Raw genomic sequence first — 22,807 nt, forward strand, 5'->3', positions numbered from 1 at the left:
ACCTCTTGCTATCGATTGGAGAATTTTCGAAGATAAGCGGAGTATCTACAAAAACGCTGCGATATTATGATGAAATCGGATTAATACATCCTGATGAAATTAATCCTGAAAACGGATATAGATATTATTCCATCGGGCAGCTAAAAAAGATGCTTTTGATCAACCGTTTGAAGTCTTTTCATTTTTCGCTGGAAGAAATCAAAGTCATTTTGGAGCTGGAAGAAGAAAAGCTTTATACTGCCCTTCATCGCAAGAGATATGAACTGCAGGAAAAGTTACATGATCTTGAATATACGCTGAAACAAATAAGCACAGATATTTCAAATGTAGAGAATGGCATTCCAATCATGTCTTCTCTCGACAAAATCGAAGTACAGCTTGTCGAAACCGGGCCAATGAATCTCCTTTATATCCGTCAGATGCTGAACAGCGATGATTATGCTGCAGGATATGGTAAGTATATCAGCAGGCTGTATGAAAAGATTGCCCACGAAAAGCTCACCTTGCTTGGTATGCCGATGACGATTTACCACAGCCCGGAATACAACCCTGCCGGGAATGATACGGAGTTTGCGATCCCGATAAAGGAACCCGTGCAGGGAACGAGAGATTTCCCCGGAGGCCTTTGTGCGAAGGCTGTTTTAAAAGGTCCATATTCAGAATTGACATCGGTATACGCCAGGCTGAGGGAATGGGTAGAAAACGAAGGATACGAATTGGTGAGTTCGCCATATGAAGTATACGTAACAGACCCTAATCAAGCCGCCGCGCCTGAAGATCTTGTGACCGAGGTGTATTTTCCCGTAAAGAAAAAATAGAGAGGTATCGATCATGCAAAACAACGACTGGCAAGCAAAAGACCCGAAAACCTTTGGTATGGACTCTGAAAAACTTTCAAAGCTGGAACCTATGATCAAATCGGAGTACTGCAATATAAACGGTATTGTTGTTGTGAGAAATGGATATATCGCTTACGAAAGATATCATAATGGCTATGGCCCCGATGATATGCACCATGTCGCATCTGTTACGAAAAGCATCATCTCGGCACTCATCGGTATTGCCATTGAGGCAGGATATATCAAGGATGCCGATCAACAGGTGCTGGACTTTTTTCCCGAATGCGATACTGCCGATAAGACAAAACAGGACATCACCATACGTCATCTTCTCACAATGACGGCTCCCTATCCATTTGAGGACTGGCACGAACCGCTCGACAAGATGTGTATGCAGCCTGACTGGGTAGCGTATACGCTGGATATGCTCGGCCAAAAAGAAAGGATTGGAACCTTTAAATATTCCACCGCAGGCGCGCACCTGCTTTCTGCCATCATCACCCGGAGTACGGGACAAAGCGCCCGTGAGTTTGCCAATAAACATTTATTTGCACCAACCGGCATGAAAGAAATCCCGGATTATAACATGACATCATTCGGCTTTGACGACCTTTTCGGAAAAAACGTGAAAGGCTGGGTACATGACCCGGACGGCAACTCAACGGGCGGATGGGGGCTTACGCTGACTCCGCGGGATATGGCGCGTTTCGGTTTTCTATATGTAAACCGCGGAATTTGGAACAATCAGCAAATTGTTCCGGAGTCGTGGATTGAAGAATCAACAGCGATGAACCCAAATCAATACGGTTATCTATGGTGGCTGCGTGAAGAGGACGGCGTTTTTGCACACTGTGCGCTGGGCGATGGCGGCAATGTCATTTGCTGTATTCCGGAAAAAGACCTAGTTGTAGCGATTGCTTCACAATTCATGAAGAACCCTGGTGATAGGTGGACACTGATTAAGGAATGTATAATCCCGGCTGTCATAGACTAGCGGCGGATTTGAAAAAGCTGCCGTGTTCTATTTGCTCTTTTCCAAGCGTTCAAATTAAAATGAGTTTAATATCGTTTAGGTTGTCAGCCTGCCCGCCTCATCCAAACGTTAAGGGGGTCAAAACATGAATTTTCAGCTCAAAGAAGCAATCGAAATTCTGGAACGCACGCCAAAAACGCTGAGCCATATGCTGACCGGATTATCGAACTCGTGGATCAATTGCAATGAAGGTGAAGCCACATGGAGCGCCTTTGATATAGTCGGCCACCTGATTGAAGGGGAAAAGAATAATTGGATCCCGCGAATCGAAGTGATCCTGACAAAGGGAGAAACGGAAACATTTCCTCCTTTTGACCGTTTCAGTCAACTTCAGCAAAACGCCGGCAAAACAATCGAAGAGCTGCTTAGTGAGTTTGCAAAGCTCCGTCTGGAAAACGTGGAGACATTGCGGTGGCTGATTCACACGCATACTGATTTTGAAAAAACGGGTGTACACCCTGAGCTTGGTATCGTCAAGCTAAGAGAGCAGATCTCAACATGGGTGGCTCACGATCTCACCCACATATCGCAAATCGCAAGGGTGCTGGCGAAGCGGTATCAAGAGGATGTCGGGCCTTGGAAGGCTTATTTGCGGATTTTGAACAGTTGAATGGTAAGTGAACATTGTTATTCCAGAACCTTATCGAACCAGCTCCTGAACCGCAGCCTTCTTTAATGTACTTTAAAATTCCCTCTGAACATAAAAACCCCTCTGTGGTTGTCCAACCAGGAGGGGACTTCATTTTTTAGAACCCAGGCTCCTTTTTAAACAATATTAGCGATTGAATCAACTTCTCGGGCTGTAATTTCTCTTGAATATTTTTAACCATTAATTGATCACAGAAATACTTTCTTTTCATGCTGTTTAAAATATTCACCTTACAACTGACCCATATCATTCCATACACCTGCTCTGAACAGAACCTCTCGACTCATTCCTTCATGGCTAAATCCTAATTTCTCATATAAACGTACTTCTTTTTTTGATTGAATACAGTATTTAAAAACTTCTGCGGCTGGAATACTTCTGTAAACATAGGAGGGTGAGGATACACTTCTAAAAAATAGTTCCTAACACTTTGTATATATTGTACATATTATATATATTGTGTATACTTTGTGTAGATCATTTTAAAGAGGTTTTCAAATGAAAATTATAATTTCGAATAGTTCAAAGCAACCCATTTATGAACAAATCTACACTCAAATTAAGGATCATATTCTCGCCAATGAATTGAAACCGGGACAGCCGCTGCCTTCTATGCGCCAATTAGCAAAGGATCTGAATGTAAGTCTTATTACGTCGAAGCGTGCCTATGAAGAACTCGAGAAGAACGGGTTCATTTATTCTGTGGTCGGGAAAGGCTCCTTTGTATCAGACCAGAATGACGAAATGATGAAGGAAGGAAAAATGAAAGCGATTGAAGAGCAATTGTCGGCAGCAATCAAAAATAGTAAAGACATTGGCATTTCCCTTACAGAATTAAAAGATTTGCTTACCATTTTATATCGGGAGGAAGAATGATGGACAATGTAATTGAATTCCGGCATGTTCATAAAGCATTCGAAGGTTTTCATCTGAAGGACTTTTCAATAACGGTAAAAAAAGGTTTTGTCACCGGATTTATAGGCGGAAATGGTGTAGGGAAATCGACAACAATTAAATTGATCATGAATTTATTGCAGCCTGACGGCGGAACAATTACGGTATTTGGCATGAATTACAAGGAACATGAGAAAGAAATCAAACAACGAATTGGCTTTGTATTTGATTCCAACATATTTTATGAACATTTAACATTGGCTGAAATGAAAGATATTGTGAAAAGATCTTATATCAATTGGGATGACCAAGTATTTAATGATTATGTGAACACATTTAACTTGCCGCTCACGAAAAAAATCAAGACGTTCTCAAAAGGGATGATGATGAAAGCATCATTAGCCGTCGCTTTGTCCCATCATGCGGAATTAATTATTATGGATGAACCGACGTCCGGACTCGACCCGATTTTCCGCCGGGAGCTGTTGGAAATCTTGCATCAGCTCATGCAAGATGGAGATAAGACGATCTTTTTTTCAACTCATATTACAACTGATTTAGATAAGATTGCGGATTATATCACGTTCATTCATAAAGGAGAGCATATCTTTACAAAGGACTTGTACGAAATTGAGGAACAATATGCAATTGTAAAAGGCGGAATGGAGTTGTTAGACCGGGAGACAGAGCAGGAATTTATAGCGGTTCGAAAATCAACTCATGGATTTGAAGCATTGACTGCGGATAAATCACGAACAGAAAAAATTTTGGGGGACATGGCGTTAATAGAAAAACCGACCCTCGAAGATATTATGTTCTATACGAAGAAAGGAGCCAAAGAACATGTTCAACTTAATACGTAAGGATATTATCTTGCAGAAAAAAACATTGGCAGCTTCGTTTTTGGTATTATGTGTTTATTTAATGTTAGATATTTCTCCAATCTGGATTGGGGTTGTATTTAGTATAGTTATATCGATGAATGCCATTTCAATAGATGAAAAGTCTTCTATACATATGCTTCTCAATTCTTTGCCTTATACACGAAAAGAAATTGTAAGTTCAAAGTATATTGTCGTCGTTCTCTTTACATGTATGGTGGCTGCAGCCATATTTATCGTAAACTTTATCATTCACCGGGAATTTACGATCTGGAAAGACATTTTGCTAATGGTCGCCATTGTGATGACAGCTGCTTCATTCATGCTGCCATTCTGTTATAAATTCAAAAGCAACTATTTGTTGATTGCTTCTATTGTTGCATTTGGCTTGTATATGCTAACGATTAATTTTGTTATCCAAAATTTGAACGATCAAATTAGAGAATTCATTCACATGCTTCTAACCTTACAAAATACTCCGTTGTATCTGATCGTCGCCATATCCGTTATTACCCTATATGGATGTTCATGGCTCCTATCGATTCGTATTTATAGAAATAAAGTATTTTAAAGATATGTAAGGATGGACACCAGGACTTTACGAACTTATTCTTTCTTTTGCGCCAGTGCCATAAATACACCTTTGAAGAAAGAAAAACTTAGGGAAATAGCCTGTTAAGAGTTTCTTGACAGGCTTATAAACATCTCTTTTTCGCAAGCTGAGCACTTGCCCCCATCATTAACCACATCCAAGATTCCACTTCAAAGGATTTAAACTTCGCATCTTAATATAGCGACTGATTTCAAGGCAAAACGCTTTCCCCCGCTGTCACACTGTACAGATGATACATCATGTGGCCGATGGCGGCGCTGACGGGCAGTACGCCCCCCGGAGCATTCTTACTCCTGCTCAATAAACGAATACTTCTCGGGGGCGGCCAATACATAAAACAGCGCGAAGAACATCTTCCACCCCCGGGCCGGACTTCCACATCTGAACTTTAACACTTCGCCTTCATCTAATGTAAACCTCAATGTTTGGCTTGTGCACCAATTAATTTTCACCTGGATAACATGTTCACCAGGCTGCAAATCGATTCGCAGCCTTCCGCCATCTTTGATTTTTCCTGCCTCGACACCATCAATCAGCACTGAAAATCGTCTCATTTTATTGATGTACTGCGATGTTCTGTTAACTTCAATGTACGTCTCCTTGTTCACGATTACACATCCTCTAAGTAATAAAGTCATGATTTATACGGGCATCATGAAAACCGCCTCAACATGCTGCCGTGCGAACGGATCTCACTTCTAATTTAGAGCCCTTTTTAGACGGATGGACACGTCTATTTTATTTCTTATTTCAATTCTATATCAGACTGATTCTTCTTTTAAAGATAAAAATACCCCTTCAGATCATCCAATCCAAAGGGGTAAAAACTTTTATTTCAAAAAGCTTCTGCTCCGCGATAACTCAGCTCTTCGCCAGGCGGCTTATCAACATCACAGCCGCGGTGCAGTATGCGAGATGCGGAGACAAGCGAAGCGAACTCCGGGTGTATTTCAGGCAGGATAAAACGGTCGTCTGCTTATTCCAGACCTTTCAGTGAGATCCAGCAATCGTTGGCGCCGCGGGCCTGTGACTTCTTTGACATTTCCGTGGATGCTTAATTTGACGTGCTCCTATGAAATCTTCAGAATCGCGAACTGAACGTTTCTCTTTTCAGGGTCATACGCCGGCATTCTAAATTATGCTATTGTATATGAAACCATTGAATCTCCAAAGCTCATCAGGCAGCGTTTTATTGATTGATTTCTTCTACATGTGAAATTTTCTCTTTAAGATGTGAGCTGAAAGTCATCAATGAAACAACAATCGCAATCATAACTCCCAATGCGCCAATCCAGGTAATCGAAGCCAATGATACGTTCTCTACAAAAACTCCCCCTATTCCTGCGCCGACAGCCATGGCTAACTGCATCATCGACTGATTGATGCCAAGCAATACACCTGACAATTCCGGTTCTATCGTCGCTAAGTGATACTGCTGCGTCGGGCCTGTAGACCATGCCGCAAACGACCATAATATGAGAATGGCCAATACCCCGATATATGAGTGGGTGACGAGCGACAGCAAAATCAGTGTGATGATATGCAAAGTCATTCCGCCGACCAGTGTAAAGGGCACTCCCCATCTATCGGTGCTGTATCCTCCGAACTTCGATCCAACCAAACTGGCGATTCCGAATATAAGCAAGACGCCGCTAAGCAGCTTGCCGCTTATCCCTGAGATGATCAGGAGGTATGGCGACAGATACGTATAAGCAACAGAATATCCTCCGAGCCAGAAGAAAGTGATCGATAATCCCATCGCCACTTTTCGTTTTTTGAAAAGAGAAAGCTGCTGAAGCAACGGGACGGGCTTATCCCCCTCAATTTGCGGAAGCGTAAGGAACATAACGGCCATTGCGATGAATCCCAACAAAGCAATTCCGCCAAATACAGATTTCCACCCTAATGCTTCTGACATCATTCTTCCAAGGGGAACACCGATAATGAGAGAAGCGGTAAAGCCCATGACGACAGTAGCAATTGCACTGCCCTGCTTGCCTTCCGGAGCGATCTTGGCGGCAATCGTTAATGCAGTAACAACAACCATGCCTGCTCCCATCGCCATAATGACCCGCGCCGCAATAAACCAGCTATAACCAGGCAGGACAAAGGCCAGGATATTTCCTATCACAAACAAACCGAGGGCATAAATCATTAATTTGCGCCTATCCATGCTTGCGGTCAGCGCCATGAGAATAGGTGTGAAAATAGCATACACAAGCGAAAAGATCGTAATAAGCTGGCCGGCGGCAGCCAAAGTGATCCCAAGTGTATGAGCAATATTATCCAAAATGCCCGAAATGATGTACTCTGAGGTTCCTACTAAAAAGCTGACAATCGCTAAAATATAAATTTTCCAGGTGTTAGACAAAGACGTTCACTCCTCGAATCACAAATTGTTATATCGCGAAATGACGATATGTATATTTTAAAAATAAACACATCGCAATATGTCGATATGTATAGCGTAAAAATAAACATCTTAAGATGCTTATTTTTCATATCTCTGTTTTAAGAAAATCGGCAAGTTTTTTAATGGCCTCTTCATCTCTTTTGTAGTACGTGTACTTTCCGATGCGTTCCGCCTTAATTAGGCCGGTTCTTAGCAGTATGGTGAGATATTGGGAAGCCGTTGATTGCGTCATTTTTAATTTGTCAGTTATTTGGCTGACACAGACCCCTATTGTATTCATATCAATCCCTTCATGGGGCGTAAAATGGCGATCAGGCTCCTTCAGCCATTGCAAAATTTGCAGCCTTGATTCGTTTGATAAAGCTTTGAATACTTCAATTGGTTCCATATGGATTATTATATCGTGATTTCTCGATATGTCAATGTGTGTTTTGTCTTTAGATGTCCGGTTCCTTTGAACGTGGAAATACCCCTTTGGTTAAACCAAAGGGGGGATTCGAGTTCGCCCTTCATCCGATTTTCTTATTTCCGCCAAAAAGTCGAACAGTCTGCCTTATCCTGAATATTAAATTCAATCATTTTCTCAAGCAATTCGTAATTGACCGGCTCATTCCACGGAATCCGAAACAAGCCTTTGGTAGAGCTGTAGCCGGCTTGTGCAATATCATCGGCAAAGTGCGCAATGCCTGCTTCTTCGGGTGAAACGCTCAAATGATGCTTCGCTGTGGAAAAGCCGATGATAAATGTGCCGTGATCGGAAAACATCGGCGTATTCCACTTGATTTGCGGTTCCAAATTGGGGAATTGATTAGCGACCCACGCCAAAATTTCCTCCGTTCGGCCGCGGTGGTCGGGGTTATCGATGACTGCTAAATATTCGGCGAAAACTTTCATGTTATTCCCTCCTATAATTAAAAATTAATTTTGAACAATGTAATCTTTTATGCCAATACGCTATGGCAGTCAATTTCTAAAGCTTTTTAATTCTTCTCAATTTCGGTAAAGTCCGCAGACTTTTTTAGGTTCTATATGCACAATCGGTTTGTCATCTAATTTCGTTGGATACTGTACCCCTTTTAGACAAAAAACACCCCTTTGGCTAAGCATAACCAAAGGGGTGAACCTGCGCAACTTTTTTAAAGCTGCATTTTCAAATCAATATAACAGAAACCTTACTCCACCGTCACGCTCTTCGCCAAGTTCCTTGGCTTATCAACATCACAGCCTCGGTGCAGTGCAGCATAGTATGCGATCAGCTGCATTGGGATGACGGAGACGAGCGGAGCGAGCTCCGGTTGTACTTCAGGCAGGACGAAGCGGTCGTCAGCTTCTTCCAGGCCTTTCAGTGAGATCACGCAAGCGTTGGCGCCGCGGGCGGTTACTTCTTTGACGTTTCCGCGGATGCTTAAGTTTACGTGTTCTTGTGTCGCAAGGGCGATGACCGGTGTGCCGTCTTCGATCAGTGCGATCGTGCCGTGCTTCAGTTCGCCGCCGGCGAAGCCTTCAGCCTGGATGTAAGAAATCTCTTTCAGCTTCAGCGCTCCTTCGAGGCAGACAAAGTAGTCGAGTCCGCGGCCGATGAAGAAGGCGTTGCGGGTAACGGTCAAGTATTCGCGCGCGATCATTTCCATTTCGTCTTTTTGATCGCAAAGGGCTTCCATCGCATTTCCGATGATGCCGAGCTCTTTCACGAGGTCAAAGCCAAGCGCTTTGCCGCGGCTTTCCGCAGTCACGGCTGCCAGGATGGAAAGGACGGCGATTTGCGCAGTATACGCTTTTGTTGAGGCGACCGCGATTTCCGGACCGGCATTCAGCAGCAGCGTATAGTCGGCTTCACGGGAAAGCGTTGATCCCGGTACGTTTGTAATCGTCAGCGCTTTGTGGCCGAGCTTTTTCACTTGTACAAGCACGGCGCGGCTGTCAGCCGTTTCACCGCTTTGAGAAATAAAGATAAACAGCGGTTTCTCAGAAAGCAGCGGCATATTGTAAGAAAATTCGCTGGCAACATGGACTTCAGCCGGTACTTTCGCCCATGATTCAATGAATTGCTTGCCGACAAGACCGGCATGATAGCTCGTTCCGCAGGCGATGATATAGACGCGGTCAGCTTCAGCCACCGCTTCAGCGACATCTCCCGGAATCGAAAGCTTGCCGTTCTCGTCTTGGTACGTTTGAATGATTTTCCGCATGACGAGCGGCTGTTCATCAATTTCTTTCAACATGTAGTGAGGGTATGTGCCTTTTTCGATATCGCTGGCATCAAGCTCTGCGATATAAGAGGCACGTGACATCAGTTCACCGTCAAGATTTTTGATAACGACTTTCTTGTCGGTGACGATGACCATTTCTTTATCCATAAGCTCCACATATTCATTCGTCACTTGAAGCATCGCCATCGCATCGGATGCGACAACGTTGAATGTATCTCCAAGGCCGACGAGCAGCGGGCTTTTGTTTTTCGCAACATAGATGGTTCCCTTGTTCTCAAGATCGAATAATGCAATCGCATAAGAGCCTTTGAGCAGCATAAGCGTTTGACGGAACGCTTCCTCTGTGTCAAGGCCGCCTTTGACGAATTGTTCGATCAATTGAACGACAACCTCTGTATCCGTATCGCTTTTCAGTTCAACGTCTTGTAAATATTCGCGTGTCAGCTGAACGTAGTTCTCGATGACACCGTTATGAACAAGCGTAAAGCGGCCTGATGCGCTTTGATGAGGGTGTGCGTTTAGACGGCTTGGTTCACCGTGGGTCGCCCAGCGGGTATGTCCGATTCCTGCCTGGGACATCACGGTTTGATCAACGGCTGCGCGAAGATCGGCAATACGTCCTTTTTCCTTAAACACATGAACGCCGTCTTCATTCGCCACAGCGATTCCTGCTGAATCGTAGCCGCGATACTCCAATTTTTCCAATCCTTTTAACAAAATTTCCTTTGCATCAAGCTGGCCGATATAACCTACAATACCACACATAATGTTCTTCCTCCCGAATTCCGCAGGAAGGAGACGAAGAAAGTCTGCTTTAAGGCGGGGACGTTTCTTCGTCCCCTCCTACATGTTTTTTGATGGAAGATCATGCGATTTCCCTTTGTTCAAAGAGTCGCCTCTTTGGTTTGAGGAAATCCTTGCGGCTGTGATCTTTTAGGTCAGCCGGGAGGCATCCGCCGAATATTTCGATAACCTCCATCCTCGTCAACTAAGCTGTTTCGTCCGTACGCTTAGTCCGGGCGCTATCATTATAATAAACCTTTCAACCCTGCCTTTCCTTTTGAATAAAACAAGACAAGCTGATTTTACTACAGGTAAAAAGAACCGTCAAACGATTTCTAACATGATTCACATTTATTTCAAGAAGTAAAGACGGTTCACTTTATCTTATGTTAAATCAGCATGTCCTGTTCATGGTCCTTTGCGGAAAATTACTCCGCTCCCATTTCCGCCTTTACGACGTCAACGATGCGGCCGACATAGTCTTCGCAAAGTTCCTTTGTTCTTGCTTCCGCCATGACGCGGACGAGCGGCTCCGTACCTGAAGGGCGCACAAGGATGCGGCCGTCGCCGTTCATTTCCTTTTCGACCTCTTCAATAACCGCTTTGACTTTTTCGTTTTCGGTCACTTTATGTTTATCTGTTACTTTGACATTGACCAAAAGCTGCGGAAACTTCTGCATTTCAGCGGCAAGCTCTGACAGCGGCTTGCCCGTCATTTTGATCGTATTCATCAGCATGATCGCCGAAAGCAGTCCGTCTCCGGTTGTATTGTAGTCAAGGAAGATCAGATGCCCGGACTGTTCACCGCCTAGATTATAGCCGCCGTTTTTCATGGCTTCGACGACATAGCGGTCGCCGACTGCAGTCTGAACGCTTTTCACGCCTTCCGCTTCAAGCGCTTTGTAGAAGCCGAGGTTGCTCATGACGGTGGAAACAACCGTATTTTCCGCCAAACGGCCCTCCCTCTTCAAGTACTTCGCGCATATGTACATGATTTGGTCGCCGTCGACAACATTCCCTTTTTCATCTACAGCGATTAAGCGGTCGCCGTCGCCGTCAAACGCCATGCCGACGTCAGCGCCTTTTTCTTTTACAAATGCGGCAAGTGCTTCTGGATGGGTCGAACCGACGCCGTCATTAATATTTAAGCCGTTCGGAGACGTGCCCATCGTAGAAACATCGGCATCAAGATCGGCAAACAGGTGCGTGGCCAGCGAAGACGTCGCCCCGTGCGCGCAGTCGAGCGCGATATGAATGCCTGTGAAATCCTCGTCAGCGGTCTGCTTGAGAAATTGCAAATACTTTTGTCCGCCTTCAAAATAGTCGTTCACCATCCCAAGATCTGCTCCGACAGGCCTTGGCAGGTTGTCTTCCGGCAGATCCATGAGACGCTCGATTTCAAGCTCCTGTTCATCGGAAAGCTTAAAGCCGTCGCCGCCGAAAAACTTGATTCCGTTGTCCTGGACGGGATTGTGCGAAGCCGAAATCATCACTCCGGCTTCAGCATCCATTGCTTTCGTCAAGTAAGCTACGCCGGGCGTTGAAATAACGCCGAGGCGCATGACTTCGGCTCCGATCGAGAGGAGACCGGCGACAAGAGCCCCTTCCAGCATATGTCCGGAAATACGCGTGTCACGGCCGATCAGCACTTTGGGACGTTCTTTATCTTTTGTGAGGACATAACCGCCAAAACGTCCGACTTTAAAGGCCAGCTCTGGTGTAAGTTCACTGTTTGCCACACCTCTCACACCGTCTGTTCCAAAATACTTGCCCATTCATATCGCTCCTTTTTGATTCATGAAGGTTGTGAATCTGTTTCAGAATGATCCTGTTCTTTTTCATCCTGACCTTTGTCATTTTCATTTTTAGATGTTTTAGAAGAAATTCTAACTTTAACACTTTTCTGCGGCAGCCACCATGTGATATTCTGCGGTCCGTTTACTTCAAGTTTGACGTTATGGTCGCCGTCGCTCAAATCGGCAGCATTCAGATAGAGCTCGATGTCTGACGGCTGAAGCTTTGATATCGCGGCATCTGAACCCTTTGCCGTAATATCCAGCTTGCCGGTTTTCGGGTCAAGAAACTCAAGATCCTGACTGTCGCTCAGCCCGACGGTTTTGATTGAAACGTTCTTCAGTTTTTTCTCTTCTGCTTTGTCAACTTTCACTTTGATGGTCACTTTTTCAGGCGACACTTTTTTGGCCCCTTCCGGCACCGGAATATCGGCCTCTATTTGAGTGTCATCTTTAATTTTACTTAAATCGATTTCAGTACCGTCGACAAATTCTAACGAATCAAGGACATTTTGCGGTCCGTAGACGGTCGCTTCCCCAGGGCTCATATCCAGGCTGGAAATGCTGATGCCGTCAGGAAGGCTTCCTTTTCGCTCAAGCTTGATCGGCACCTTTTTGCTCGGACTCGTCACCGGAACGGTGATTTTGACGACGGACGGAGCGACTTCGACCGGAAGAACGTTTCCGTCCGTGTCATAAACCGTCAGCTTAGCTTCCTTTTCAACCGTCTGATCCACGCCTTCCAAATTGATCGTCGCCTTTATGCTCGCGATTCTGTCGATCACGGCTTTCGCCCCGGTGACGCTGACGTTTTTCGGATTGACGATCGGCTGCTCCGGCGAGTAGCCGTCCTTCATTTTATTTTTATTGTAGAAATCGGCTTCGACCGGAAATTCTTTCGTCGTCTTTTCTTCGATCGTTACGGTTGCCGCCGAAGGATTGATCGAAACGCTCAGTCCTTCGGCGACATTTCTCGCCTTCAATTCCACTTTATGTCTGCCGGTTTTCAGATTCTGCATATCGGCATAGATTTCAAAATCCTTCACTTGCCTTACTTTCTTAACAGTTCCCGTCGGTCCTTTGATCGTGACGTTCACGGTTTGCGGCACGCCTGTGACGACGTAATTTTCATCATCATAATATGCTTTTACCGGTATATCGGTAAGGGTTGCTTCATCAGTCGTGGCGGTAGGAAAGAATGATTCGCCCGGTTTCTTCGGGGTCGGCGCTTGTGCGCTGTGGACCGCAAAGTAAAGCAGAAACGCGAACAATAACGCGACTAGTTTGACGGCCCAGGGATTGTTTAAGAATTTATCCATTTTTCTTCCCCCTCCAATACCAGCGAGTTGAGGAAGTTTCCCGCGAATTTTTTTTGAACTCCGCTTCAAGCATTTCTTTTAATGCTTCTTCCGTTAAGTCACGGTGAAGGTCTCCGTTTTTGGCGACGCTGATGCCGCCGGTTTCCTCGGATACAACGATCGTAAGACTGTCGGTTACTTCGCTGATCCCGACCGCCGCTCTGTGCCTCGTGCCAAGCTCTTTCGAAATAAACGGGCTTTCAGACAGCGGAAGATAACAGGCAGCTGCGGCGACCTCGCTGTTTTTCATGATCACGGCGCCGTCGTGAAGCGGTGTATTCGGAATAAAGATGTTGATCAATAGCTCAGAGCTGACCTTTGCGTTTAAAGGAATCCCCGTTTCTATGTAATCGCCCATTCCGGTTTCCCGTTCAATGGTTAACAGTGCGCCAATCCGCCGTTTTGCCATATATTTGATCGCTTTTGTAATCGCTTCGATCGTTCTCTTCTGCTCCTCTTCTTCAGGATTCCCGCTCCTGGAAAAAAAACGGCCGCGGCCAAGCTGTTCGAGCGCTCTCCTCAGTTCAGGCTGGAAAATGATGATGATCGCCAGGAACCCCCACGTGATCGCCTGGTCAACCAGCCACTGCAGCGTGCTTAACCCCAAATACTGGCTGGCCACCCGGACAAGAACAATGACTACGATTCCCTTTAAAAGCTGAACCGCCTTCGTTCCGCGGATGACCATCATTAGTTTATATATTACGTACCAAACAAGGAGAATATCAACGGCATCGCCGAGGTACTGCAAGAAAGGGATATCCTCAAAAGCCATTTCCTCGTCCTCCAAGAATTCAGTCATTAGTAAAGTTAATTTGTTTTCAATATCGATTGTTTATCATTTTATATACAGAGGGTATTATACCACACTTTTATTTCCCAAGTGAAATGGCGGCCCCTGCATAAGAAAAGAGCAAAGCCATTAAAGTCAGCTTTGCTCTTTGTCTTTTGAATCATCGGCGCCGAAAACCGCTTTTCCGGCTGATTTGATTTGATACCAGATCCAATCAAACGCCTCGTTGATTTCGTGGATCTGACCGGTGACCTGTCCGGCTGAAGCTGTATATTTTTCCCCGTTTATGATCGTTACATCGCCATCGATCTTGCCCTTGATAATCAGCTTGCCGTTTTTAACGGTAACATCGCCTTTGACGACTTTGCCTTCAGGCACGGTGACGGTGTTGTTTTTCACGACCAGATTAGGCTGGTTGGACACGCTGAAATCATGATCATTTTTCCAGCTTGAGAAAAGGCTGCCGCCCATTAGAATGATAAACAACGCCGCCGCCACGATAAACGGATGAGCTTTCAGCCATCTGTTAATGGAAACCGCCCGCTTTTCCTTAGGCAGATTAGCCAGCACATTGGCCGTAAAGTTTTCCGGAGCCGCAAGATGTGACGTGCTCTGCACAAGTGCAATCGACTTTTCCATTTCGCGAAGGCGTTTTTTGCATCCTTCGCATGACTGCAAATGACTTTTAAGCTCCGTCTCCTCTTCCGGAAGAATGTCTCCATCAAGATATTTGTGCATAAGCTGAACAATGTGCTCCGGACAGCTCATTTCATCACCCCACTTAAAGATCCCTTAATTGTTTTCTGAGAGCCTCTCTCCCCCTGTGTATTCTCGTTTTCACGGTGCCTACGGGGATGTTTAAGATTTCGCTGATCTCATTTAGCGAGAGCTCGTCAATGTACTTTAATACGATGACCGTCCTGTATTTTTCGGGAAGCCTTAAGATTTTTTCCTGAATGGTACTATGCAGTTCCAAGGAAAGAACTTCATCCTCTGGAAGCGCAACGTCTGCTGCAACCTGTGAATACATTGTAAGCCCTTCTGTCCCTGCCACCTCTGCATCCAAGTAATAGTCCGGCTTTTTTTTACGGATACGATCGATGGTCAAATTGGTTGCGATTCGATAAAGCCACGTGGAAAATTTCCGGTTAATATCAAAACTGTCGATATTCACGTATGCTCTGATAAATGCTTCCTGCGCAATATCTTCCGCCTCATGCGCATTGCCAAGCATACGGTAGCAAAGCTGATAAATTTTGTCCTTGTAAATATCCACGATATCCGCGAATGCATTACGATCGCCTTTTTTCACCTGTTTGATTCTTTTTTTTATCATTGTTTCCATATTTATCTAACCTCTGCCTTCACCGGTCTTTATGTATACGAGTTGATGTTTGAATGGTTTCACTGAAATTCATAAAAATAGTTTAACAAAAAATTGGCAGAGTGTTGATGGTTTCAGGGGCCTCAGGCCCTTAATATTAGCTTAAAATTATTATACATCATAAATATTTCGAAATTGAGATTTATGATGAAACGATCAGCGGCCGATCCGGCCGCCGCTCCTACAGCAATTTTTCTCCGAACAATGAACCCATTAACGCAACAGCCGTCTCAGCCGTCCTGTTTTTCTCATCCAATATCGGATTCACCTCAACAAACTCGGCAGACGTTACTAAATTGGATTCCTCCAGCATTTCCATGGCCAAATGACTTTCCCTGTAGCTGATCCCTCCTGCAACGGGCGTCCCCACGCCAGGCGCATCATTCGGGTCAAGGGCATCCAGATCAAGCGACAGATGGACGCCGTCCGTCCGTTCCCGCAAATATTCAATCGTTTCCTCCATAACCCTCGTCATGCCGAGGCGATCGATTTCATGCATCGTATAGACCTTGATTCCTTGTTCTCGAATCAGTTTCTTCTCCCCATCATCAAGCGATCTCGCTCCAATGATGACGATGTTCTCCGGCTTGACCTTGGCACCATCCCCATAAATGCCGGTCAGCCGTTCATGCCCGATCCCCATGCTGATCGCAAGCGGCATTCCATGAATGTTGCCTGAAGGAGACGTTTCCTTTGTATTGACATCAGCATGAGCGTCATACCAGATCACACCCAAATGATGATAATGCCTTGCAAGTCCGGCAAGCGTTCCGATCGCGATGCTGTGATCCCCGCCGAGAACGAGCGGAAACGAACCTGAGGCAACGATTTTATCAACCGTTTGAGCGAGCTTTAAACTCGCATTTGTAATCGCTTTCAAATTACGCAATTCTTCTGATGCGGATTCCCCGCCTTCCCTTTCATCCTCCCTCTGGCCGATTGTGATATCCCCCAAATCTTCGATATCCCGAGAAAGGCTTTCCAAACGTTCATTGACGCCGGCACAGCGAATCGCACTCGGCCCCATGTCAACTCCCCGTCTTAATTGGCCTAAATCCATCGGCACGCCGATCATCGAAATCTTTTTTAACATCACATTTCCCCCTTTCAGATCTTCATTGTACCGCCTGATTGAAAATTGACTCAACAAGACATTTTTTTGAATAGTTATACAAAAAAGGCAAAATAAAAAGGACATCCAAACAGGATGTCCAAAAACTGGGCTAGCTGGATTCGAACCAGCGCATGACGGAGTCAAAGTCCGTTGCCTTACCGCTTGGCTATAGCCCAAAAATGGTGGAGGGGGACGGATTCGAACCGCCGAACCCTGAGGGAGCGGATTTACAGTCCGCCGCGTTTAGCCACTTCGCTACCCCTCCAGAACAGTGCCGGCCAGAGGACTTGAACCCCCAACCTACTGATTACAAGTCAGTTGCTCTACCAATTGAGCTAGACCGGCATATATCAATACCTTATGCAAAAGCAAGTGCGTTTGACACCGCTCTGCAAAAAATGGTGGAGGATGACGGGATCGAACCGCCGACCCTCTGCTTGTAAGGCAGATGCTCTCCCAGCTGAGCTAATCCTCCGACGTACAGGACGTACTAGTGCATGCGTTGCAACAGGACGTTGCGCTCTTAGCATGCCTTCCTTTAAAAGCTCCGGTATGCCCCTTCTGCTTCTAAAAAATAATGGTGACCCGTACGGGATTCGAACCCGTGTTACCGCCGTGAAAGGGCGGTGTCTTAACCACTTGACCAACGGGCCAAAACCGATTGTTTCCGGCAGCTCTCGTAAAGCTGACAAAAGTTATTATATACAGGTTGCTGCATATTTGTAAAGGGGTAATTTAAAATTTTTATTTTCAAATTTTTCGCTGAAGTTTTTTACAAATAAACGCCGATTTTGATTACACTGTTAGTATCTGAATACAGAAAAGGGGTACACGTACATGATATTGGTCAGCTCTTGTTTGGCAGGCGTTGAATGCCGATATGACGGGAGGCACAGCTATATTGATAAAATCAATCAACTCGTTGAAGAACAAAAAGCAATAATCGTCTGTCCCGAATTGCTCGGAGGTTTTCAAACGCCAAGGGAGCCTGCGGAAATAAACGGCGGAACAGGTGAAAACGTTTTAAACGGGAATGCCGTCATTCTGACTAAATCGGGCGAAAACGTTACGGACCTTTATATAAAAGGAGCTTACAAAACGCTTGAGATCGCAAGAGAGATTCAGGCGGACACCGTCGTTTTAAAAGAAAACAGTCCATCCTGCGGAAGCAGCAACATATATAATGGAAGCTTCTCCGGCCAAAAGATTGCCGGAAACGGCATTACAGCGGCTCTTCTTAAAAGGGAAGGCTTTCGCGTCATTTCTGAGCACCAATTGGATGAACTATAAACCGAAGTGCAGTCTTTGACTGCGCTTTATTTTATTCTTCAGCATCAATCTTTAGAACCGTTTTAAAATAAAATTTCATAATTTCCAATTTTATGTTGAAATAAAATTCCATTAAAAATATACTGAAAATTAAGAAATATATATGCCATTTTTGATCAGGAGGATTCCGGATGAAAAACAGCAATCTCAGCTCCTTAACGACCGAGCGCCGCAATGAAAATGCAAAGCACATCCATCAGGCGGACACATTGGACATTTTAAAAATCATGAATGAAGAGGACAAAAAGGTGGCTGAAGCGGTTGAAGCGGTATTGCCGGATGTAAAAACCGCAGTCGATTATGCAGTCGGGTCATTGCAGAAAGGGGGACGAATCATCTACATTGGTGCGGGCACAAGCGGACGGCTCGGCGTACTCGATGCAGCGGAATGCCCGCCGACATTCAGCATTTCTCCCAATACTGTCAGAGGGCTTATCGCAGGAGGCCAAAAAGCATTATTCGAAGCCGTCGAAGGTGCCGAGGATCGTGAAGAGCTCGGAGCACAAGACTTAAAATCCATCCATCTGTCAAACAAGGATACCGTCATCGGCATTGCCGCCAGCGGGCGAACCCCTTATGTATACGGCGCTCTGAAATACGCCGGAAAAATCGGTGCAAAAACGATTTCCTTAACCTGTAACAAGCAATCGGCAATCAGCCAAGCGGCCGAACACAGCATTGAAGTGATCGTCGGTCCCGAGGTTATCGCGGGATCGACTCGAATGAAGGCGGCAACCGCGCATAAAATGATTCTGAACATGATCTCGACAACATCTATGATTCGATTGGGAAAAGTTTATGAAAACTTGATGGTCGATGTGAACGTAAGCAATGAGAAATTAAAACAGCGGGCGATCCGCATTATTCAAACCGTTACAGGAGCTGAACTGCAAACGGCTGAAAAAGCGCTGCAAGCGGCCGGTAACCGCGTAAAAACGGCTATCATCATGATCAAAACAAATACGGATGCCGCTGCAGCGGAGAAGCTGCTGAAGCAAGCGGAAGGCAATATCGAAAAAGCACTAGCGGCAAACGAAAAAAACGCGTGAAGGAAGGAGAAAGCCATGGCCGCAGGAGGATTAGACATGATCCGCACGATGCTTCACAAGCTTCCGCAGTCTGAACGGAAACTGGCCGAATATATTTTGGAAAATCCGCAGGAAATCGTCAACAGCACCATCCAGGAAATCAGCGGAGCCGCAAATACGAGCGGAGCCGCAGCGATCCGGCTCTGCAAATCGCTCGGGCTAAAAGGATACCAGGATTTAAAGCTGCGAATCGCCGGTGATTTAATGAGATCTGCAGATCAAGGCTACCGGGATATAGAACCGCAGGAACCTCTGTATTCAATCGCTCAAAAAACAGCGAGCAATTCCATTCAGGTGATCCGCGACACATTGGACAATATTGACCAACTCGAACTCCAAAAAGCGATTCAAATGCTGATCACAGCGGGGACGGTCCACTTTTGCGGCATCGGCGCCTCAGGGATTGTCGCACAGGATGCCCAGCAAAAATTTTTACGAATTAAAAAAGGGGCTACCGCATTTACAGACATGCACCTTATCGCATCATTAATCGCCAATGCTGACAAACATGACATTGTATTCGCCATTTCACATTCCGGCGAAACCCGTGAGATCATCGATGTGCTGAAGCTGGCAAAAGAACGCGGCGTGAAAACGATCGGTTTAACCCGCTTCGGACAGTCAGCCGTTTCTTCAATTTGCGATGTTGCTCTGTATACGTCATGTTCGAATGAAGCGCCGTTTCGAAGTGCTGCAACCTCCTCTCGTTTAGCCCAGCTTTATATGATTGACATTTTGTTTTTAGGTATGGCCGCAAAGCGTTATGAAGAAACGATTCAATATATTGATCAGTCAAAAGCGGCCATTCAAACAATGGGAGCAAACAGATCTTAACAACAAAGGGGGAATTGTCAATGAGCGAACAAAAGAAACATGCCGGCTTGGCAAAGCGCATTCTGGAACTTGCGGGAGGAGCGGCGAATGTCGCGGACTATACCCATTGCATGACGCGTCTGCGGATCACGCCAGTTGATAAAGAAAAAGCAGACATCGATTCAATTAAAGCGCTTGAAGGAGTCATCGGCGTCGTCGAAGCCGAAACACTGCAAATCATACTCGGTACAGGCGTTGTTCAGCATGTATCAGATGAATTCGGGGAGCTGCTCAAAAAAGCGGATCACTTTAACGTAAAGGAAGCAGCAGCCAAAAACAAAACCGCAGTTTCAAAGAAAAACGCCACACCCTTTAAACTGTTTTTACGGCGGATCGCAAGCATTTTTATCCCGCTTATTCCCGCATTAGTGGCATCGGGTCTGATCACGGGCATCACCAAAGCCGTGATCCAGGCAGGGTGGCTCGCCGAAAAATCCCAGCCGGCCATCATCTTAACCGTCATCGGCTCCGGTTTATTTGCGTATTTGGGCATCCTTGTCGGCGTGAACGCGGCGAAAGAGTTCGGCGGCTCCCCGGCACTCGGCGGCTTGGCCGGTATTTTGATCATCAATCCGGCCGCCGCTGATATCAACCTTTTCGGCGCAGCGCTTCTCCCTGGCCGGGGCGGATTGATCGGCGTTCTATTCGCCGCCATTTTCATCGCCTTTATCGAAAAGCGAGTCAGGCGTTTAATTCCCCATTCACTCGATATCATTGTCACACCTACCGTCTCCCTTCTGCTCACAGGAATCGTCACTTACGTTATTTTCATGCCGGTCGGCGGCTTTATTTCTGATGCGATTACTTCGGGACTTTTAGCCATATTAAATATAGGCGGCATATTCGCCGGATTTATATTGGGCGCAACCTTTCTGCCGCTTGTCGTTACCGGACTGCATCAAGGCCTGACGCCTGTTCACATGGAATTGATCAATTCGATCGGCGACGATCCGCTCCTGCCGATTTTGGCAATGGGCGGTGCAGGCCAAGTAGGGGCCGCTTTTGCGATCTACTTAAAAACGAAAAAAGCGAAACTGAAAAGAGCGGTTGCCGGCGGACTTCCGTCAGGATTGCTCGGCATCGGCGAACCGCTGATTTTCGGAGTAACCCTTCCTCTCGGGCGCCCGTTTTTAACCGCTTGCCTAGGAGCCGGAGTCGGTGGAGCATTTCAAGCTTATTTTAAAATCGCAACCGTATCGATAGGCGTATCAGGACTCCCTCTTTCATTTCTGGTTCATACCCATCAAATCATCTTATACATCATCGGTTTATTCATCTCATATGCTGCCGGCCTTTTCTTTACGTACGCATTCGGGTTTAACGACGATATGGCGGTTGAATTTGATTAAACGTTTGTTTAAAATTTCCACTAAACCGTTTTTAAGGAGGGATTGGCGGCATGAAAAAACTCATCATCTGCGCTGTTGCAGCGTTTCTCTTTCTTCCATTCCTTTATCCGCACCCATCATCTGCACAAGCTGCTGCTGCAAATGACAGGTACAACCAGAGATACCCTGTTTTACAAAAAGCAAAAAACCCGGAAGATGCCGGTTTTTCTTCAGAAAAACTAAAACGAGTTGACAGGCTCATCGAAGAAGACGTTGCAGCCGGATTCCCCGGCGCCTCCCTCATTGTCATCAAAGACGGAAAGATCGTGAAACAAAAAGCATACGGATACAAGCAAAAATACAGCGGACTCACTCCTTTGAAACATCCGGGAAAAATGAAAACCGCTACGATGTTTGACCTTGCTTCCAACACGAAAATGTATGCCGTCAACTTTGCTTTGCAGCATTTGGCGAGCCGGGGTGAGCTCGACCTGAACTCAAAAGTCTCCCGCTATATTCCCGAATTCAAAGATGCTCCCGAAGACGCTATTAAAGGAAAAGATGCACTTCGCGTCATCGATTTGCTGCATCATACGGCAGGATTCCCGGCAAGCTGGAACTATTACGATCCAAAAACGGCCGGAAAGCTTTACTCCCAGACAAGGGCAAAAACGTTGGAATTTCTTTCAAAAACCCCTTTGGCATATAAACCGGGTACAAAACAAGTCTACAGTGATATCGACTACATGCTGCTTGGCCTGATCATTGAAAAGATAACGGGCCAGCGCCTTGATTCATATATTGAAAATCGGTTTTACCGTCCTCTCGGCCTGCGCCATACATTGTTTAACCCGCTGCAAAAGGGCTTCAAGCCTTCACAGTTTGCAGCCACGGAGTTAATGGGAAACACGCGGGACGGCACGATTTCGTTTCCTAATATCAGAAGCTACACGCTGCAAGGTGAGGTTCACGATGAAAAAGCGTTTTACTCGATGGAAGGCATTTCAGGACACGCCGGACTGTTTTCAACAACCGAGGATATGGCGGTGCTGCTTCAGGTCATGCTGAACGGAGGAGGCTACGGCTCTCAAAAGTTTTTTGACCGTGCTATCATTTCTCAGTTTACGAAGCCGTCAAACATGGATGCCACATACGGATTAGGGTGGCGGCTTAACGGCAGCGCCGACATGGAGTGGATGTTCGGAAAGCATGCAAGCAGCAGAGCTTACGGACACACAGGCTGGACCGGAACGATTACCGTCATCGACCTGGAATATCGGCTCGGCATCGTTTTATTGACCAATAAAAAACATTCTCCCGTCATCAATCCCGCGGAAAATCCGAATCAGTTCGAAGGTGATCTATTTTCAACCGGAAAATACGGCAGCGTAATAACCGCTGTTTACGAAGCGCTAAAATCATAAATAGGAGG

At 45.7% G+C, this 22,807-nt stretch carries 22 protein-coding genes, 5 tRNA genes and 1 pseudogene; 11 read left to right on the forward strand and 17 right to left on the reverse strand.

Translation table 11 applies throughout. The features are described from left to right. Nucleotides 1–5 precede the first annotated feature (5 nt). From V7126_RS07940 to V7126_RS07965, 6 genes are all read left to right on the forward strand, one after another. On the forward strand, nucleotides 6–818 hold the full coding sequence (locus V7126_RS07940; protein ID WP_046132929.1) for a MerR family transcriptional regulator: 813 nt from the start codon (nucleotides 6–8) through the stop codon (nucleotides 816–818). A gap of 13 nt (nucleotides 819–831) precedes the next feature. Next, entirely contained in the window at nucleotides 832–1,833 is a 1,002-nt protein-coding gene (locus V7126_RS07945; RefSeq protein ID WP_335497497.1) for a serine hydrolase domain-containing protein, read from the forward strand. A 124-nt stretch (nucleotides 1,834–1,957) separates the two neighbouring features. Beyond that, the gene (locus tag V7126_RS07950) at nucleotides 1,958–2,482 is read left to right on the forward strand and encodes a DinB family protein (protein WP_335497499.1); all 525 of its coding nucleotides are present in this window, start codon (nucleotides 1,958–1,960) and stop codon (nucleotides 2,480–2,482) included. Between the two features lie 537 nt (nucleotides 2,483–3,019). Then, on the forward strand, nucleotides 3,020–3,397 hold the full coding sequence (locus tag V7126_RS07955) for a GntR family transcriptional regulator (RefSeq protein ID WP_046132932.1): 378 nt from the start codon (nucleotides 3,020–3,022) through the stop codon (nucleotides 3,395–3,397). Then, nucleotides 3,397–4,278, forward strand: a complete 882-nt coding sequence (locus V7126_RS07960) for an ABC transporter ATP-binding protein (RefSeq protein WP_335497503.1) — start codon at nucleotides 3,397–3,399, stop codon at nucleotides 4,276–4,278. Before V7126_RS07955 ends, V7126_RS07960 begins: the two co-directional genes overlap by 1 nt. Beyond that, complete coding sequence (locus V7126_RS07965) at nucleotides 4,259–4,867, forward strand: ABC-2 transporter permease (protein WP_335497505.1); 609 nt, start codon at nucleotides 4,259–4,261, stop codon at nucleotides 4,865–4,867. The genes V7126_RS07960 and V7126_RS07965 overlap by 20 nt, the downstream gene beginning before the upstream one ends. Nucleotides 4,868–5,196: 329 nt before the next feature. Here the strand turns inward: V7126_RS07965 and V7126_RS07970 are convergent, their stop codons facing one another. From V7126_RS07970 to V7126_RS08050, 17 genes and pseudogenes are all read right to left on the reverse strand, one after another. After that, on the reverse strand, nucleotides 5,197–5,517 hold the full coding sequence (locus V7126_RS07970; protein WP_335497507.1) for a hypothetical protein: 321 nt from the start codon (nucleotides 5,515–5,517) through the stop codon (nucleotides 5,197–5,199). Nucleotides 5,518–5,744: 227 nt separating this feature from the next. Beyond that, nucleotides 5,745–5,979: pseudogene (locus V7126_RS07975) on the reverse strand (hypothetical protein); the annotation flags it as partial. 119 nt (nucleotides 5,980–6,098) lie between these two features. Further along, nucleotides 6,099–7,280 (reverse strand): MFS transporter, encoded by a 1,182-nt coding sequence (locus tag V7126_RS07980; RefSeq protein WP_335497508.1) that lies wholly within the window; start codon nucleotides 7,278–7,280, stop codon nucleotides 6,099–6,101. Nucleotides 7,281–7,407: 127 nt separating this feature from the next. Continuing rightward, complete coding sequence (locus V7126_RS07985) at nucleotides 7,408–7,710, reverse strand: ArsR/SmtB family transcription factor (RefSeq protein WP_335497509.1); 303 nt, start codon at nucleotides 7,708–7,710, stop codon at nucleotides 7,408–7,410. Between the two features lie 134 nt (nucleotides 7,711–7,844). Then, the gene (locus tag V7126_RS07990) at nucleotides 7,845–8,216 is read right to left on the reverse strand and encodes an iron chaperone (RefSeq protein WP_335497510.1); all 372 of its coding nucleotides are present in this window, start codon (nucleotides 8,214–8,216) and stop codon (nucleotides 7,845–7,847) included. 278 nt (nucleotides 8,217–8,494) lie between these two features. Next, on the reverse strand, nucleotides 8,495–10,297 hold the full coding sequence (gene glmS, locus V7126_RS07995; RefSeq protein WP_175075367.1) for a glutamine--fructose-6-phosphate transaminase (isomerizing): 1,803 nt from the start codon (nucleotides 10,295–10,297) through the stop codon (nucleotides 8,495–8,497). Between the two features lie 446 nt (nucleotides 10,298–10,743). Further along, the gene (glmM, locus tag V7126_RS08000; RefSeq protein ID WP_046132939.1) at nucleotides 10,744–12,090 is read right to left on the reverse strand and encodes a phosphoglucosamine mutase; all 1,347 of its coding nucleotides are present in this window, start codon (nucleotides 12,088–12,090) and stop codon (nucleotides 10,744–10,746) included. Between the two features lie 20 nt (nucleotides 12,091–12,110). Further along, nucleotides 12,111–13,427: a CdaR family protein gene (locus V7126_RS08005; protein ID WP_175075368.1), complete on the reverse strand. Its 1,317-nt coding sequence runs from the start codon at nucleotides 13,425–13,427 to the stop codon at nucleotides 12,111–12,113. Continuing rightward, nucleotides 13,420–14,241 (reverse strand): diadenylate cyclase CdaA, encoded by an 822-nt coding sequence (cdaA, locus tag V7126_RS08010; RefSeq protein ID WP_046132941.1) that lies wholly within the window; start codon nucleotides 14,239–14,241, stop codon nucleotides 13,420–13,422. Before cdaA ends, V7126_RS08005 begins: the two co-directional genes overlap by 8 nt. A gap of 153 nt (nucleotides 14,242–14,394) precedes the next feature. Next, nucleotides 14,395–15,027: an anti-sigma-W factor RsiW gene (gene rsiW / locus V7126_RS08015; RefSeq protein ID WP_046132942.1), complete on the reverse strand. Its 633-nt coding sequence runs from the start codon at nucleotides 15,025–15,027 to the stop codon at nucleotides 14,395–14,397. Nucleotides 15,028–15,040: 13 nt separating this feature from the next. Continuing rightward, nucleotides 15,041–15,604 (reverse strand): RNA polymerase sigma factor SigW, encoded by a 564-nt coding sequence (gene sigW, locus V7126_RS08020; protein ID WP_046132943.1) that lies wholly within the window; start codon nucleotides 15,602–15,604, stop codon nucleotides 15,041–15,043. Between the two features lie 220 nt (nucleotides 15,605–15,824). Then, nucleotides 15,825–16,736 carry an arginase gene (rocF, locus tag V7126_RS08025; RefSeq protein ID WP_046132944.1) on the reverse strand — a complete coding sequence of 304 codons (912 nt, stop codon included), beginning with the start codon at nucleotides 16,734–16,736 and terminating at the stop codon, nucleotides 15,825–15,827. Nucleotides 16,737–16,861: 125 nt separating this feature from the next. Then, nucleotides 16,862–16,933, reverse strand: a tRNA-Gln gene (locus V7126_RS08030). 4 nt (nucleotides 16,934–16,937) lie between these two features. Then, a tRNA-Tyr gene (locus V7126_RS08035) sits at nucleotides 16,938–17,022 on the reverse strand. Between the two features lie 7 nt (nucleotides 17,023–17,029). Continuing rightward, a tRNA-Thr gene (locus tag V7126_RS08040) sits at nucleotides 17,030–17,102 on the reverse strand. 54 nt (nucleotides 17,103–17,156) lie between these two features. Beyond that, a tRNA-Val gene (locus V7126_RS08045) sits at nucleotides 17,157–17,232 on the reverse strand. 103 nt (nucleotides 17,233–17,335) lie between these two features. Then, a tRNA-Glu gene (locus tag V7126_RS08050) sits at nucleotides 17,336–17,410 on the reverse strand. A gap of 184 nt (nucleotides 17,411–17,594) precedes the next feature. On the opposite strand from V7126_RS08050, the gene V7126_RS08055 reads away from it, so the two are divergent. From V7126_RS08055 to pbp4b, 5 genes are all read left to right on the forward strand, one after another. Beyond that, nucleotides 17,595–18,047, forward strand: coding sequence for a DUF523 domain-containing protein (locus tag V7126_RS08055; RefSeq protein ID WP_335497511.1), 453 nt, complete (start codon nucleotides 17,595–17,597; stop codon nucleotides 18,045–18,047). Nucleotides 18,048–18,217: 170 nt separating this feature from the next. Then, nucleotides 18,218–19,135, forward strand: a complete 918-nt coding sequence (gene murQ, locus V7126_RS08060) for an N-acetylmuramic acid 6-phosphate etherase (protein ID WP_046132946.1) — start codon at nucleotides 18,218–18,220, stop codon at nucleotides 19,133–19,135. Nucleotides 19,136–19,150: 15 nt separating this feature from the next. Beyond that, nucleotides 19,151–20,008, forward strand: coding sequence for a MurR/RpiR family transcriptional regulator (locus V7126_RS08065; protein WP_335497512.1), 858 nt, complete (start codon nucleotides 19,151–19,153; stop codon nucleotides 20,006–20,008). A 20-nt stretch (nucleotides 20,009–20,028) separates the two neighbouring features. Further along, a complete protein-coding gene (locus V7126_RS08070) occupies nucleotides 20,029–21,396 on the forward strand; it encodes a PTS transporter subunit EIIC (protein ID WP_046132948.1) in 1,368 nt (455 codons plus the stop codon). A gap of 50 nt (nucleotides 21,397–21,446) precedes the next feature. Beyond that, nucleotides 21,447–22,799, forward strand: coding sequence for a penicillin binding protein PBP4B (gene pbp4b / locus V7126_RS08075; protein ID WP_046132949.1), 1,353 nt, complete (start codon nucleotides 21,447–21,449; stop codon nucleotides 22,797–22,799). Nucleotides 22,800–22,807: the final 8 nt, after the last annotated feature.

Source organism: Bacillus sp. JJ675 (assembly GCF_036963165.1).
Lineage (GTDB): Bacteria > Bacillota > Bacilli > Bacillales > Bacillaceae > Bacillus > Bacillus glycinifermentans.